This is a genomic window from Aeromonas sp. FL131 (genome assembly GCF_049860615.1).
Classification (GTDB): Bacteria; Pseudomonadota; Gammaproteobacteria; order Enterobacterales; family Aeromonadaceae; genus Aeromonas; species Aeromonas hydrophila.
On sequence record NZ_CP187595.1, the window covers coordinates 4,716,999 to 4,732,123 of the forward strand.

Annotated in this window: 15 protein-coding genes; 7 read left to right on the forward strand and 8 right to left on the reverse strand. The window is 62.0% G+C overall.

Annotated features, from left to right (window positions below):
• Nucleotides 1–5 precede the first annotated feature (5 nt).
• From ACPW75_RS21965 to ACPW75_RS22000, 8 genes are all read right to left on the reverse strand, one after another.
• The gene (locus ACPW75_RS21965) at nt 6–854 is read right to left on the reverse strand and encodes an HDOD domain-containing protein (protein WP_017409738.1); all 849 of its coding nucleotides are present in this window, start codon (nt 852–854) and stop codon (nt 6–8) included.
• Nucleotides 855–924: 70 nt separating this feature from the next.
• Nucleotides 925–1,344, reverse strand: coding sequence for an META domain-containing protein (locus ACPW75_RS21970; RefSeq protein WP_016352339.1), 420 nt, complete (start codon nt 1,342–1,344; stop codon nt 925–927).
• A 153-nt stretch (nt 1,345–1,497) separates the two neighbouring features.
• Nucleotides 1,498–2,877: a molecular chaperone gene (gene yegD / locus ACPW75_RS21975; protein ID WP_077095726.1), complete on the reverse strand. Its 1,380-nt coding sequence runs from the start codon at nt 2,875–2,877 to the stop codon at nt 1,498–1,500.
• A 91-nt stretch (nt 2,878–2,968) separates the two neighbouring features.
• The gene (locus ACPW75_RS21980) at nt 2,969–3,958 is read right to left on the reverse strand and encodes a 2-hydroxyacid dehydrogenase (protein WP_024945568.1); all 990 of its coding nucleotides are present in this window, start codon (nt 3,956–3,958) and stop codon (nt 2,969–2,971) included.
• Between the two features lie 77 nt (nt 3,959–4,035).
• Complete coding sequence (locus ACPW75_RS21985) at nt 4,036–4,515, reverse strand: CreA family protein (RefSeq protein ID WP_029302329.1); 480 nt, start codon at nt 4,513–4,515, stop codon at nt 4,036–4,038.
• 21 nt (nt 4,516–4,536) lie between these two features.
• Nucleotides 4,537–4,983 (reverse strand): DUF962 domain-containing protein, encoded by a 447-nt coding sequence (locus ACPW75_RS21990; RefSeq protein WP_077095725.1) that lies wholly within the window; start codon nt 4,981–4,983, stop codon nt 4,537–4,539.
• 51 nt (nt 4,984–5,034) lie between these two features.
• Nucleotides 5,035–5,892, reverse strand: a complete 858-nt coding sequence (locus ACPW75_RS21995) for a hypothetical protein (protein ID WP_077095724.1) — start codon at nt 5,890–5,892, stop codon at nt 5,035–5,037.
• Nucleotides 5,893–6,062: 170 nt separating this feature from the next.
• Complete coding sequence (locus ACPW75_RS22000; protein WP_010635769.1) at nt 6,063–6,449, reverse strand: TraR/DksA family transcriptional regulator; 387 nt, start codon at nt 6,447–6,449, stop codon at nt 6,063–6,065.
• Nucleotides 6,450–6,917: 468 nt separating this feature from the next.
• On the opposite strand from ACPW75_RS22000, the gene ACPW75_RS22005 reads away from it, so the two are divergent.
• The 7 genes from ACPW75_RS22005 to ACPW75_RS22035 all read left to right on the forward strand — a co-directional run bounded on the left by ACPW75_RS22005 (nt 6,918) and on the right by ACPW75_RS22035 (nt 15,124).
• Nucleotides 6,918–8,249 (forward strand): glutamine synthetase family protein, encoded by a 1,332-nt coding sequence (locus tag ACPW75_RS22005; protein ID WP_011707799.1) that lies wholly within the window; start codon nt 6,918–6,920, stop codon nt 8,247–8,249.
• 187 nt (nt 8,250–8,436) lie between these two features.
• The gene (locus ACPW75_RS22010; RefSeq protein ID WP_011707798.1) at nt 8,437–9,798 is read left to right on the forward strand and encodes an aspartate aminotransferase family protein; all 1,362 of its coding nucleotides are present in this window, start codon (nt 8,437–8,439) and stop codon (nt 9,796–9,798) included.
• A 54-nt stretch (nt 9,799–9,852) separates the two neighbouring features.
• Nucleotides 9,853–10,950, forward strand: coding sequence for a polyamine ABC transporter substrate-binding protein (locus ACPW75_RS22015; protein ID WP_016352333.1), 1,098 nt, complete (start codon nt 9,853–9,855; stop codon nt 10,948–10,950).
• 141 nt (nt 10,951–11,091) lie between these two features.
• A complete protein-coding gene (locus tag ACPW75_RS22020; protein ID WP_219255756.1) occupies nt 11,092–12,153 on the forward strand; it encodes a polyamine ABC transporter substrate-binding protein in 1,062 nt (353 codons plus the stop codon).
• A gap of 75 nt (nt 12,154–12,228) precedes the next feature.
• Entirely contained in the window at nt 12,229–13,383 is a 1,155-nt protein-coding gene (gene potA, locus ACPW75_RS22025; RefSeq protein ID WP_011707795.1) for a polyamine ABC transporter ATP-binding protein, read from the forward strand.
• Nucleotides 13,380–14,285 (forward strand): ABC transporter permease subunit, encoded by a 906-nt coding sequence (locus tag ACPW75_RS22030; protein WP_017409743.1) that lies wholly within the window; start codon nt 13,380–13,382, stop codon nt 14,283–14,285. The genes potA and ACPW75_RS22030 overlap by 4 nt, the downstream gene beginning before the upstream one ends.
• Complete coding sequence (locus tag ACPW75_RS22035; RefSeq protein ID WP_011707793.1) at nt 14,282–15,124, forward strand: ABC transporter permease subunit; 843 nt, start codon at nt 14,282–14,284, stop codon at nt 15,122–15,124. Before ACPW75_RS22030 ends, ACPW75_RS22035 begins: the two co-directional genes overlap by 4 nt.
• Nucleotide 15,125 lies beyond the last annotated feature (1 nt).

The following is a 15,125-nucleotide window of genomic DNA, read 5'->3' on the forward strand; positions in this document are numbered from 1 at the left end:
GATGCTTATTGAGTCAGAAGATCGGCGAGGGCATTGCCCTGTTCATGCAAGGTCTCGAGCTGGCCGGCGAGCGACTTGGGATCCAGCCCCAGCTGGTCGGCCAGTGGCTTGGGGAAGCGGGCGATGATGGCCTGGGCCGGCACCCCCGCGTTCCAGGCGAAGGAGATGAAGACCGCCAGGCGGATCAGCACTGCCTCCTTGCTGACCGGGTCGTGGGAGAGGGGATCCAGCTGCTGGGAGATGGCATCGACGAAGGCCTCGGAGAGGTTCCAGCGCCGTGCCAGCTCGGCGCCGAGCTGGGCGTAGTCATAGCCCAGCATCTCGCGCTGGGCCTCGACCCGGCTGCTCCCCTTCTGGATCGCCAGACTGATGAGCTCGGCCTCTTCCGGCAAGGTGCTCTGGATCAGCAGCTCGCCAATGTTGTGGATGAGGGCGCAGGTAAAGGCTGTCTCGGGGTCGAGCACCTTGGCCTCCTGGGCCAGGGTCTTGGCGATGGTGGCGACCTGGAAGGTCTCGGTCCAGAATTTGTTCTTGTCGAAGCTGGGAGGCGCCTTGAAGCTGCCGATGATGCCGGAGGCGACCACCACAGAGCGCAGCCGGTTAAAACCGAGGCGGATCACCGCCTGTTCGATGGAGGTGACTTCGTTGCCGCGGCGCAGGGCGGCCGAGTTGGCCATTCGCAGCACCTTGACGCTGATCACCTGGTCCATGGCGATCTTGGCCGCAATCTCGTCGATGCGGGCATTTTCATCGCTGAAGCTCTGCATCAACTCATGCAGCAGTTGCGGGATAGTGGGGAGTTGTTTGATCTTGTCAAACAGACGGTCCATCGACATGGCTGAGGCAGCCTCCATTGCGAGCACTGCCTCATATTGTGCCACAGGCGGGGCACATGTTCCTGTTTGTGATGCCGGTTTGTGAGCCCTAGAGCACCCAGTCGCGCAGGGTGTATTCCAAACGATGCCGTTTGCCCTGCAGGATCAGGGTCTGGGTGGTGCCGTCCAGGGTGGCACCTTCGGTGAGGGTGGTCAGCACCGCCTGCTCCACGGCATCAAGCGGGGCCAGACAGGCCATCTCGGTGCTGCCCAGACTGGTCACCCAAAACTTGTTCCCCTCGAGGTGGCCCTGACCGAAGTAGCGATTGCAACCGGCGATGCCGTTGACGGTGAAGTGCTCACCTATCTCGAAATCGGGCGGATTGTCTCGCGGCGCGGCAACGGGCTGGCCATCCAGCTTGTCGAGCACCCAGTGGTGGTGCTGCAGGTCTTGCGAGGCGAAGCGGGGAGTACTGCTGCAGGCGCTGAGCAGAAGCAGGGCGAGCAGCAGTAGCAAGAATCTGGGCATGAAAGGGCTCCGGTAGTGGGAGTGACAAGCATACCCTCTGTGCGCGCCCTCAGGCAGGGCGAGGGGGAGTGCCCCCGACTGCTTCTGTCGCCCTGTGGGTGGGGCCTGTGTCGTTAAATGGCAACACAGACCCTTTGCCGGATTTCATTTGGGTCAGGTCGGGGTGGGCTGACCGTTGCCAAACAGTCGCTCGGCGTAACGGGCCAGACCGGAGGCGACCGAGCCGAAGTCATCACCCCCTTCCAGCGGCACCTGGGGCAGCTTCTGGCGGATGAAGGCCTGGATCAGCGGGGAGCGGGCGCTGCCGCCGGTGATGAAGACCCGATCCGGCTGCACGCCGGCGGCGGCGATGGCTTCATCCATTAGCTCGCCAATCTTCTCCAGCAGCAGGGCAGAGGCATTGGCCAGCTGTTCGCGGGTCAGCTCCGCCGCCAGCCCTTTTTCCAGCTCGCTCAGCGATTGGTGATTGGACTCCTGCGTCGAGAGGGCGATCTTGCCCTGCTCGGCACGCCACACCAGCTGGTGGCTCAGCTTGTGGGCGCGCAGGCTGGCGAGGCGGCCCAGCTTGCTGCCAGGCTGGCTGTCGAGCTGCAGATCCTGCAGCTGGCGGGCGGTCTCCAGGCTGTAGAAGCGGCTCTGGGCGCTGACGTCGTTGATGGCGGCGGCGTCCCAGAACAGCGGGTGGGGCAGCGGCTTGCCGGTCTTGAGGGTCTCGTGCATGCCGAGCAACGGCATCATGCCCTCCACCGTCAGCCGGATGTCGAAGTCGTTGCCGCCGATGCGCTGGCCGCTGTGGCCGAGCAGATCGCCGTCTCGATCGAGCCGGTCGCGGTGGCTCGGGCCCATCCGCAGCACCGAGCAGTCGGTGGTGCCGCCGCCGATATCCACCACCAGCACCACCGCATCCTCGCTCAGGCGGGCCTCGAATTCGAAGCCGGCCGCCACCGGCTCATAGAGAAACTCCACCTGCTCGAACCCGGCGAGGCGGGCCGCTTCGCTCAGGATGGCGATGGCCTGACGGTTGCTCTCTTCCCCCGCCAGTCCCTGGAAGTTGACCGGGCGGCCGACCACGGCCCGGCGGATCGGTGCGCCGAGCTGCTGCTCCGCCTCGCGCCGCACGTGCAGCATCATGGCGCAGACGATGTCTTCGAACAGGGCGATCTGCGGTGCCTTGAGGCCGTAGGCGCCAAGGAAGGATTTCGGCGACTTGAGGTAGTAGCCGTCGTCCGGCTCTTCCAGATAGCGCTCCAGCGCCGCGGCGCCAAAGCTGAGCTCGTCGATCAGCCCCTCTTCGCGCATCTGGCGGCGTACCGCCTGGGCCCGGGTGACCACGGGGCCGCGCAGCTTGAGGTACTCGCTCTGCTGGGCGGGGGCCAGCCCTTCGGCCAGCAGGCCGGCGATGGCATCCCGGTGAGGGGCGTGCAGGGTGGAGGGAAGGTAGTGGGCACCGCTCAGGTTCAGCAGCCTGGGGCTGCCTTGTTCCATCACGGCGACGGCACAGTTGGAGGTACCGTAATCAAATCCGATAAACATGGGCAGCCAGACTCCTGAGCAAAAAAGGGCTGGTAGCCTACCCGAAGGCGCCGGGTCTCACAACCCGGCGCCTCGCTTATTGCGCGGTGGTTTACTCCACCTCGTTGTCGCAGCGCCCCTGGCTGTCGATGGCGCGGATGTTGCTGAGGGTGGTGTCGGCGATGGCGTGCAGCGCCTCGCGGGTGAGGAAGGCCTGGTGACCGGTGAACAGCACGTTGTGGCAGGCCGACAGGCGGCGGAACACGTCATCGGTGATCACCTCGTTGGACTTGTCGGCGAAGAAGAGATCTTCTTCTTCCTCGTAGACGTCCAACCCTAGCGCGCCGATGCGGGCGGTCTTGAGCGCCTCGATGGCGGCGTTGGAGTCGAGCAGGCCGCCCCGGCTGGTGTTGATGATCATCACCCCGTCCTTCATCTTGGCGAACGCCTCCTTGTTCAGCAGGTGGTAGTTCTCCTTGAACAGCGGGCAGTGCAGGCTGATGACGTCGGACTGGCGGAACAGGGTATCGAGATCCACGTACTCGGCACCGAGATCGATGGCCGCCTGGTTCGGATAGGGATCGCTCACCAGCAGGCGCATGCCGAAGCCCTTGAGGATGCGCAGGGTGGCGATGCCGATCTTGCCGGTGCCGATGATGCCGGCGGTGCGACCGTGCATGTTGAAGCCGACCAGCCCCTCCAGCGAGAAGTTGGCGTCACGGGTGCGCTGATAGGCTTTGTGGATGCGACGGTTGAGGGTCATCATCAGGCCCACCGCGTGCTCGGCGACCGCTTCCGGGGAGTAGGCGGGCACTCGCACCACCTTCAGCCCCAGCTCCTTGGCGGCGGCCAGATCCACGTTGTTGTAGCCGGCGCAGCGCAGGGCGATCACCTTGGTGCCGTTGGTGGCCAACTCAGTCAGCACCTCGCGGTCGGCATCGTCGTTGACGAACAGGCACACCACGGGGAAGCCGTGGGCCAGCCGGGCAGTCTTGGCCTCCAGCCGCACGTCGAAGAACTCCAGTTCATAACCGTACTGGCTGTTGGCCTGATTGAAGTGCTCTTTGTCGTAGCTCTTGGTACTGAAAACGGCGACTCTCATGGTGCGCTCTCCGCAGATAATGATGTAGTTAAATTACAACAAATGTTGGTCGTCATCACGGGATAAATGGTGGGGATTCAGCCCCACGGCATGATGGGCACGGCGCTGACCGCACTCTTGTAAGAACCATCCACCAGCTTGGTGCTGTAAGTCAGATAGACCAGCGCGTTGCGCTTTTGATCGTAAAAGCGCACCACTTTCTGCTCCTTGAACACCAGCGAGGTGCTGACGTCGAACACCTCTTCCCCCGCCTTCAACTTGGCGGGCAGGGTGATGGGGCCGATCTGGTGGCACGAGAGGGAGGCGTGGGAGGGATCTTCCGCCAGCCCGAGTCCGCCCTTGACGCCGCCGGTCTTGGGGCGCGCCAGGTAGCAGGCGACGCCGTCGATGCGTGGGTCGTCGAACGCCTCCACCAGGATCTTGTGGTTGGGGCCAAACAGCTTGAAGGCGGTGCTCACCTCGCCGACGGGGTCGGCCTTGTCGGCCAGCGCCGGACCGGCAATCAGTGCGCCCAGCAGCAGCGGCAGGGCGCGAGCAAGGATCTGAGAATGTCTCATGGTCTCTCCTGTTGGCTTCCCTCAGTAGGGAATGCCCAAACGACGATAGAGGCTGGCCAGCACCCAGGCGGGGCCGATCAGCAAAAACTGCAGGTCGGCGAAGAAGGAGGGGCGCTTGCCCTCGATCTTGTGACCGACGAACTGGGCTATCCAGAGCAGCCCGAACCCGGCCAGCGCCGGCCACAGCAAGGGGCCTTGCCAGCTGTGGCAAATGACCAGCCCCAGCGCGGTCAGCACCGTCATGCCCACAAACAGCGCAAATGACAGCCGCAGGTAGAAGGCCAGCACCGGGATGGCGACCAGCGCGGCCCAGTTGAGCGACGGCGGCAGCGGCCCGGCCGGCAGGCTCCAGAGCAGGGCCAGGGCGCAGAGATAGATACCGGGCACCGCCAGCTTGTGGATCGCCACATTGACCGGGTGCCGGTGGCTCTGGTCGTACAGTTCAAACCACTCCTCGATTCCCTTCATGGCACCTCCCTGGCGCGCTGTGGGTGCCACCCCGGTTGAGGTGGCCGACTCTTATCCCTGCGGGGGATACTCCCAATATTGGGCCGGAATGGATTTTAGCAACGGTGTCATGTCGGGATTGGGCAGGGAGATGGTGACTCGCCGTTCGAGATTGGCGCTGGCCAGGGCCTCGCGGATCTTGGGGTTCTCCCGGAAGAATTTCATGAAGCTGCCGTCGGCATAGGCCCGCTCAAGCCCGGTCTGGATCGCCTTGGCCAGCTTGGGGGATTCCGGGCTGACGAAGAAGAACTCGGCGAAGGGGTAGCGGATCAGCAGGTGCTGATCGATGACCAGGTTGGGATATTGCGCCACCAGCTCGCTGCGCTCGGCGAAGATCTCCACCAGGTTGCGCGGGAAGAAGTCCAGCTTGTCGCCGTCGTTGATCAGCCGAAACAGGTTGCTGTAGCGCCCCGAGTAGGTGGGGATGCCGGCGTTTTCGAGGATCTTGTTGTCGGCCCAGCCCACCCCTTGCGCCGCCTTCAGCTGCTTGAGATCGGCCAGCGAGTTGATCTGGTTGAACTTCTCCTGGGCATCGGCGTGGATGAAGGAGAGCCGCAGCCCTTCCAGGCCGCGAAACAGCGGGAGCGGCACGGCGATGAGCGAGGATTCGAGGGCGCTGGAGGTACCCATCCAGAACACATTGATGGTTTGGCCCTTGCTCAGCTGTTGCTGTAGGCTGTACTGGTTGAGGTTGAGTTCGACCTGCTTGATGCGAAACGGCTGGCCGGCATGGGTCAGCGCCAGTTCCAGCAGCTTGAGCTGGTACTCTTTATCGAGGTCGTTGATCGGCCGGCTGGGAACCTTGACCGTGAGGGTCTGTGCTTGTGCCAGCAACGGCAGACACAAGCACAGTTTGAGGAACCATTTCACTCTCTGCTCTCCTGTAGATTCCGGGCTTGCCCGGAGTCTAACAGAACTTGTCACGCTCTTGCTGCGTAGCCGTGATCCGCCAGGGTGAGCAGCCTGGTGTCCTCATTGTCACCTGCATGCCCACCCTGCTGGCGACGCTCGCCGCACGACAGTGAGCAGGCAGCGAGGCGTCAGGCGACGCGACGATACACGTGGGTATCGTTGAACTCCTTGGTGCTCTGGCATTCAACGCAGAAGCGGGACTCGGGACGAGCCTGCAGCCGCTTGAGGGAGATCTCGTCACCGCAGGATTCGCAGTAACCGAAATCCCCTTCGCTGATGCGCTTGAGGGCACCACGCAGCTTGCGCAGATGCAGCTTGTCATGCTCGATGCGGTTCAGCTCCAGACGACGGGCTTCCTCGATGCTGGCACGGTCAATTTCATCAGCCATCTCGTTGGTATCGGTGGCGATGGCCTGGCTGGCCTGGGAGTTGAGGCGATCTTCGAGTTCGAGGATCTGGCGCTCGATCTGTCCCTTGTAAAAGGCCAGTTGGTCTTCAGTCATGAAATCACACATACGATTTACTACCAGTCAGTTTACTAACCCAATTATCCCTGTTTATGGGGGCTGTCTGCCTGCAGACCAAGCCCTGTGTCCTGAATTTGCACCAAATCCAAGCAGGAGAGTGCAAATCAGGGCGGGCCTTGTACCAAAAAAATGCAGGCATGCAAAGCAAAGAGGACAAGTATTGTGCGCCCTTGCAAAAAAATGACCCGATTCAGACAGGGTCTGACTGAGAACATGGGGGATCCTGCACGCTTGTTGGCACCGGGCTTGCAGTGAGTCGTTACCACGCCAGGGTGTTTAGTATTTGTCCCCGCCATGGTCATTATATGCGCCGTTATTTATAGTTTTTTAAACACCATCGCTTGACATTGCCCCTGATGGCGGGCTTTTATGGTGGTGTTGATTACAATTTGATAACAAGGGTGTTCCATATATTAGACACCCTTGCCAATGGCAACCGTAGAGTCGGGGTTTAACATGGACAGTATCAAGGGCTGGATGGAGAGCAATCGCATCACGGAAGTGGAGTGCCTGTTTCCGGATTTCACCGGCAATGCCCGAGGCAAGATCATTCCGGCCAACAAGTTTCTGCGCGAGGGGGGCATGCGCCTGCCCGAGGTCATCTTCACCCAGACGGTGACCGGCGAGTATCCGGATGACGACAGCATGATCGACCCGCTGGAGCGGGACATGCAGCTCTATCCCGATCCCAACACCATTCGTTTCGTACCCTGGGCGCTGGAGCCGACCGCCCAGGTGATCCACGACTGTTTCGACATCAATGGTAAGCTGATCGACATCGCGCCGCGCTCCGTGCTGCGTCGGGTCCTGTCATTTTACGAGAAGCAGGGCTGGAAGCCGGTGGTGGCCCCCGAGCTGGAATTCTACCTGGTCAAGCGCAACGAAGACCCCGACTATCCGCTGGTGCCGCCGGTGGGGCGCAACGGCCGCCCCGAGACGGCCCGCCAATCGTTCAGCATCGATGCGGTCAACGAATTCGATCCCATCTTTGAAGACATGTACGACTACTGCGAGGCGCAGGAGCTGGAGGTGGACACCCTGATCCACGAGTCCGGCGCCGCCCAGATGGAGATCAACTTCCTGCACGGCGACGCCGTCGATCTGGCGGATCAGGTGTTCCTGTTCAAGCGCACCATGCGGGAAGCGGCCCACCGCCACGGGATTTACGCCACCTTCATGGCCAAGCCGATGAGCGACGAGCCCGGCTCCGCCATGCACATCCACCAGAGTCTGGAAGATGTGAACGGCCGCAACCTGTTTGGCACCGAGAACGGCGGCCACTCCGAGCTGTTCATGCACTTCATCGCCGGCCTACAGAAATACACGCCGGCGGTGACCGCGCTGCTGGCCCCCAACGTCAACTCCTACCGCCGCCTCACCTTTGGCGAGAGCGCGCCGCGCAACGTGCAGTGGGGGGTGGAGAACCGCACCTGCGGGTTGCGGGTGCCCTTCTCCGAGGCCAGTGCCCGCCGGGTGGAGAACCGCTTCGCCGGCGCCGATGCCAACCCCTATCTGGCGCTGGCTGCTACCCTGGCCTGCGGCTACCTCGGCATGATGGAGAAGCTGGAACCGCTGCCGGAGATGAAGTCGAGCGCCTATGAGCTGCCCTACAGCCTGCCCCGCTCGCTGGAGGAGGCGTTGAGCCACCTGGAGCAGTGCGACCCCATCAAGGAGATGCTGGGCGAGCGCTTTACCCGCGCCTTCGTGGCGGTCAAACGCAAAGAGTACGAGACCTACTTCGGGGTGATCAGCCGCTGGGAACGGGAGTTCCTGCTGCTGAACGTGTGACCCGGATGCGCGCCGGTCGCGCATCACCCTGCCCGGAGGGGCCGCCGGCCCCTCCCGCATGAATCGAGACAGTTGGGGAGCAGGCACTGCACGACACCCGGTGCGTCACCGTGACCGGGGGAGTTGTCTGTACCTCATCAACTGACTAACAAACATCGCTTAAATCGAAGGAACCGAGGAGCAAGCAATGCAGCATACCACCCGTGAGTGGCAGCAACTGGAAGCCAGCCATCACCTGCATCCGTTTACTGACTTTCAGGCGCTGAACAAGAAAGGCAGCCGCATCATCACCCGGGCCGAGGGCGTCTATCTGGAAGACTCCGAAGGCAAGCGCATTCTGGACGGCATGGCCGGCCTGTGGTGCGTCAACCTGGGCTATGGCCGCCAGGAGCTGGTGGACGCCGCCACCCGCCAGATGCAGCAACTGCCCTATTACAACCTCTTCTTTCAGACCAGCCACCCGCCCGCTGCCGAGCTGGCGACCCTGCTGGCCGAGATCACGCCGCCGCACCTCAACCACGTCTTCTTCACCGGCTCGGGCTCCGAGTGCAACGATACCGTGCTGCGCATGGTGCGCCACTACTGGGCCAGCAAGGGGCAGCCGGACAAACAGGTGATCATCAGCCGCCACAACGCCTACCACGGCTCCACCGTGGCGGGGGCGAGCCTCGGTGGCATGAAGGGGATGCACGCCCAGGGCGGGCTGCCTATTCCTGGTATCGTGCACATCGATCAGCCCTATCACTTTGGCGAGGGGCAGGGGATGAGCGCCCACGAATTCGGGCTGGCCCGTGCCCGTCAGCTGGAGGAGAAGATTCTGGCGCTGGGGGTGGACCAGGTGGCCGCCTTCATCGGCGAGCCGATCCAGGGTGCCGGCGGCGTCATCATCCCGCCCGACAGCTACTGGCCGGAGATCCAGCGCATCTGCGACAAGTACGGCATCTTGCTGATCGCCGACGAGGTGATCTGCGGCTTTGGTCGCACCGGTCACTGGTTCGCCAGCGAAGGCTTCGGCATCAAGCCGGATCTCATGTGCTTGGCCAAGGGGATCACCTCCGGCTATCTGCCGATGGGGGCCGTGATGGTGGGGGACAGGGTCGCCAAGGTGCTGGTGGAAGAGGGAGGCGAGTTCAACCACGGCTTCACCTACTCCGGTCATCCGGTGGCCTGTGCCGTGGCGATTGCCAACATTACGCTTATGCAAAACGAAAGCATAGTTAAGCGAGTTCATGATACCATCGGCCCCTATTTGCAGCGCCGCTGGGCGGAGCTGGCGGACCATCCGCTGGTGGGCGAAACCCGTGGCAAAGGCCTGGTGGCCGCGCTGGAAATAGTGCAGGACAAGCAGACCAACAGCCGCTTCCCGGCTGGGCTGCAGGCCGGTATGACCTGTCGGGAGTTCTGCTTTAACAATGGCTTGGTGATGAGGGCTGTCGGCGATACCATGATCATATCGCCCCCCTTGGTGATCACCGAGGAACAGGTGGATGAATTGGTCAATCTGGCCAGGCTCAGTCTCGATCTGACGGCGGCAAAGCTGCGGGGATAGGCGGGCGCCGGGCAGGTTGGCTTGCGCATACAATTTGCTTAGGAGACAAGGACGATGTCTTTCAAAACGGGAATGATTGCAGCCTCTGTGGCACTGGTCATGATGAGTACCGGGGCGATGGCCGAGGACAAGGTGTTGCACGTCTACAACTGGAGCGATTATATCGCGCCAAACACGCTGGAAGACTTCCAGAAAGAGACGGGCATCAAGGTGGTCTACGACGTGTTCGACAGCAACGAGGTGCTGGAAGCCAAGTTGCTGGCCGGCAGTTCGGGCTATGACATCGTGGTGCCGTCCAACCCCTTCCTGGCCAAGCAGATCAAGGCGGGCGTGTTCCAGAAGCTGGACAAGTCCAAGCTCTCCAACTGGCAAAACCTGGATACCTCGTTGCTCAAGGCGCTCGAACCGAGCGACCCGGGTAACCAGTACTCCATTCCTTACCTGTGGGGCACCATCGGTTATGCCTACAACCCGGAGAAGGTGAAAGCCGTGCTGGGTGACAAGGCGCCGGTGGATTCCTGGGATCTGGTGTTCAAACCGGAAAACATGGCCAAGTTGAAGGAGTGTGGTGTCTCCTTCCTCGACTCGCCGACCGAAATGCTGCCGGCCGCCCTGCAATACCTGGGCTTCAAGCCGGACAGCCAGAAGCCGGACGAGCTGAAGAAGGCGGAGGAGCTGTTCCTCTCCATCCGTCCCTATACCGCCTACTTCCACTCCTCCAAATACATTTCGGATCTGGCCAACGGCAACCTGTGCGTGGCGGTCGGTTACTCCGGTGACTTGCAGCAGTCCAAGTCACGGGCGATCGAGGCCAAGAACGGCGTCAACCTGACCTACGTGATCCCGAAAGAGGGGGCAGGCAGCTTCTTCGACATGCTGGCGATCCCGGCCGATGCCAAGAACGTGGAAGCGGCCCATGTGTTCCTGAACTACCTGATGAAGCCGGAGGTGATCGCCAAGATCTCCGACGCCGTCAGCTACCCGAGCGGCAACAAGGCCTCCGTGCCGCTGGTGTCCGAGAAGATCCGCAACGATCCGGGCATCTACCCGAGCGACGAGACGCTGGCCAAGATCTACACCTTCCCGGATCTGCCGGCCAAGGTGCAGCGTCTGATGACGCGTAGCTGGACCAAGATCAAGTCAGGCAAGTAAGTGACGAGTGCCCCTCCCGGTCCGCAGTTCGGCCGGGAGGGAGGTGACCCACCCGACAGGTTGGACGGCGCGTAAGGATGCGCGACTGGCAAATCACACATTAAGAGGACTGAATAAGTGCACACAACCAAGATAGTGACGATGGCCCTGGCTCTGGGGTTGGCAAATGTGGCTCAGGCAGCCCCTGTGGTCCACTTTTACAACTGGTCCGACTATATCGGCGAGACCACCCTCAGCGACTTTCAGCGGGCGACCGGGATCCAGACCGTCTATGACGTGTTTGATTCCAACGAAACCCTCGAAGGCAAGCTGCTGACCGGACGCACCGGTTACGATCTGGTGGTGCCCTCCAACAATTTCCTGGCCAAACAGATCAAGGCGGGGGCCTTCCAGAAGCTGGATCCCGCCCTGCTGCCCAATCTGGCCAACCTGGATCCCGTGCTGCTCAAGCAGCTCGACAAGGTGGATCCGGGTCATCAGTACGCCGTGCCCTATCTGTGGGGCACCAACGGCATCGGTTACAACATCGACAAGGTCAAGGCCGTGCTGGGGGTCGACAAGATTGACTCCTGGGCCGTGATCTTCGAACCGGAAAACATGCAGAAACTGGCCCGTTGCGGGGTCGCCTTCCTCGACTCGGCAGACGAGATGATCCCGGCGGCGCTCAACTATCTGGGGCTCAACCCCAACAGCCAGGATCCGGCGGACCTCAAGCGCGCCGAGGAGCAGCTGCTCAAGGTGCGTCCCTACGTGGCCTATTTCCACTCCTCCAAGTACATCGGCGATCTCGCCAACGGCGACATCTGCGTGGCGGCCGGTTTCTCCGGCGACATCCTGCAGGCGGCGGCCCGTGCCGACGAAGCCGGCAAGGGGATCAAGATCGCCTACAGCATACCGAAGGAGGGGGGCAACCTCTGGTTCGACATGATGGCGATCCCGGCCGATGCCACCAACGTGAAAGAGGCGCACGCCCTCATCAACTACGTGCTGCAGCCCGAGGTGATTGCCCAGATCAGCAATCATGTGGGCTACGCCAACCCCAACGCCAAGGCGGGGGAGTTCATGGAGGAGCACGTGCGCAATGACGAGTCCGTCTATCCACCCCAGGCGGTGCTGGAGCGGCTGTATGTGCAGCAGGCACATCCCCGTGCGGTGCAGCGCCTGATCACCCGGAGTTGGACCAAGATCAAGTCCGGAACCTAACCTTGGCGCCCATCCTGGGGCGTCAGACTGTTTTATGGATCGGCCCCGGCCGGTATTACCTTTGGGAGTTTGGTAATGGCGATAGCCTCCAGTGCCTACAAGAAAGCCCTCGAGGGCAGCCAGCAACGCAAAGAAGTGCTGGTCAAGATAGACAGGGTAAGCAAGCAGTTCGATGAAACGCTGGCGGTCGACAACGTGTCCCTCAACATCCACAAAGGCGAGATCTTCGCCCTGCTGGGCGGGTCCGGCTCCGGCAAGTCGACCCTGCTGCGGATGCTGGCGGGGTTCGAGCGCCCCACCGAGGGACGCTTGTTCCTCGACGGGGTCGACATCACCGACATGCCGCCCTATGAACGCCCCATTAACATGATGTTCCAGTCCTACGCCCTGTTCCCCCACATGACGGTGGCGCAGAACATTGCCTTCGGCCTCAAGCAGGATGGCCTGCCCAAGGCGGAGGTCGATGCCCGGGTGGAGGAGATGCTCAAGCTGGTGCAGATGACCCAGTATGCCCGCCGCAAACCCCATCAGCTCTCCGGCGGCCAGCGCCAGCGAGTGGCGCTGGCGCGCTCGCTGGCCAAGCGACCCAAGCTGTTGTTGCTGGATGAGCCCATGGGGGCGCTGGACAAGAAGCTGCGCTCCCAGATGCAGCTCGAGCTGGTCGAGATCATCGAACGGGTCGGGGTAACCTGCGTCATGGTGACCCACGACCAGGAAGAGGCGATGACCATGGCCGAGCGGATCGCCATCATGCACCTTGGCTGCATCGAACAGATCGGTAGCCCGATGGATATCTACGAAACCCCGGCCAGCCGGCTGGTGTGCGAGTTCATCGGCAACGTCAACCTGTTTGACGGCCTGCTGGTGGAGGATGAGCAGGACCACGCCACCATCGCCTGTGCCGATCTGGAGCAGCCCATCTACGTGGGCCACGGCATCAGCTCCCGCGCCGAGAACAAGAAGGTCACCTACGCCCTGCGGCCGGAAAAACTGCTGATGAGCCTGCAAAAGCCGGTGGAGATCGAGCATCCGGACTTCAACTGGACCAAGGGCGAGGTCTATGACATCGCCTATCTGGGCGGTCATTCGGTTTATCACATCCAGTTGCCTTCGGGCAAAATCGTTCAGGCTTTCATCGCCAACGCCGAACGCCACGGCAAGCGGCCGACCTGGGATGACCAGGTGTTCCTCTACTGGGAAGATGACAGCGGCGTGGTGCTGCAATCATGATGGCATTGAGACGACTGAAGGCTCTGGGGGGGCGGCAGCTGGTGATCGGCATCCCGTTCTTCTGGCTGTTCCTGTTCTTCCTGCTGCCCTTCATCATAGTGGTGAAGATCAGCTTCGCCGAAGCGGACGTGGCGATCCCGCCCTACACCGACGTGGTGAGCTGGGCCGACGATCAGCTCACCATCTTGCTGCACATGGGCAACTACCTGCTGCTGCAGGAGGATGAGCTCTACATTGCGGCTTACCTCGGTTCCCTCAAGATGGCCTTCATCAGCACAGTGCTGTGCTTGCTGATCGGCTATCCGATGGCCTACTCCATCGCCCGGGCCAACAAGGAGACCCAGACCGTTCTGCTGCTGCTCATCATGATGCCGACCTGGACCGCGATCCTGATCCGGGTCTACGCCTGGATGGGCATTCTCAGCAACAACGGCCTGCTCAACAGCCTGTTGATGGGCATCGGCCTCATCAACGAGCCGCTGCAGATCCTCAACACCAACCTGGCGGTCTACATCGGCATCGTTTACTCCTACCTGCCGTTCATGGTGTTGCCGCTCTACGCCAACTTGGTCAAGCACGATCAGAGCCTGCTGGAGGCGGCCTCCGACCTCGGCGCCCGCAACCTGACCCGGTTCTGGCAGATCACGGTACCGCTCTCCAAGAACGGCATCATCGCCGGCTGCATGCTGGTGTTCATCCCGGTGGTGGGCGAGTTCGTCATTCCGGAGCTGCTGGGCGGCCCCGAGACCCTGATGATCGGCAAGGTGCTGTGGCAGGAGTTCTTCAACAACCGTGACTGGCCGGTGGCGTCCGCCCTGGCGGTGGTGATGCTGGCGGTGCTGATCATTCCGATCATCCTGTTCAACCGCAACCAGGCCAAAGAGCTGGAGGGTAAAGTATGAGGCGCTTTGGTTTTGCCAAGCTGATGCTGTGGCTGGGGCTGCTGTTCATCTACCTGCCGATGATCATCATGGTGATCTACTCCTTCAACGCCTCCAAGCTGGTGACGGTATGGGGTGGCTGGTCGCTGAAGTGGTATTTCGGCCTGCTCGACAACAAGCAGTTGATAGGTTCGGTACTGCGTTCGCTAGAGATCGCCTTCTATACCGCCATTGCGGCGGTGGCGCTGGGGACGGTGGCGGCCTTCGTGCTGACCCGGATCCCGCACTTCCGCGGCCGGACGCTATTTGGCGGCATGGTGACGGCGCCGCTGGTGATGCCCGAGGTGATCACGGGTCTCTCCCTGCTGCTGCTGTTCGTGGCCATGGCCCAACTGGTGGGCTGGCCCGCCGAGCGGGGCATGGTGACCATCTGGATAGCTCACACCACCTTCTGTACCGCCTATGTGGCGATCGTGGTGTCGGCCAGACTGCGGGAGTTGGACCTCTCCATCGAGGAGGCGGCCATGGATCTGGGGGCCAAGCCCTGGAAGGTGTTCTTCCTGATCACCATCCCGATGATCGCCCCGTCGCTGGCGGCGGGCGGCATGATGTCGTTTGCCCTGTCGTTGGATGACCTGGTGCTGGCGAGCTTCGTCTCCGGCCCGGGCTCGACCACCCTGCCGATGGAGGTCTTCTCGGCGGTGCGGCTCGGCGTGAAACCCGAGATCAACGCGGTGGCCAGCCTGATCCTGCTGTCGGTGTCGCTGTTCACCTTCGGCAGCTGGTATCTGATGGCCAAGGCGGAGAAACGTCGCCGCGCCGAGATCGCCATGACCACCCAGATGCAGGCAGTCGCCTGAC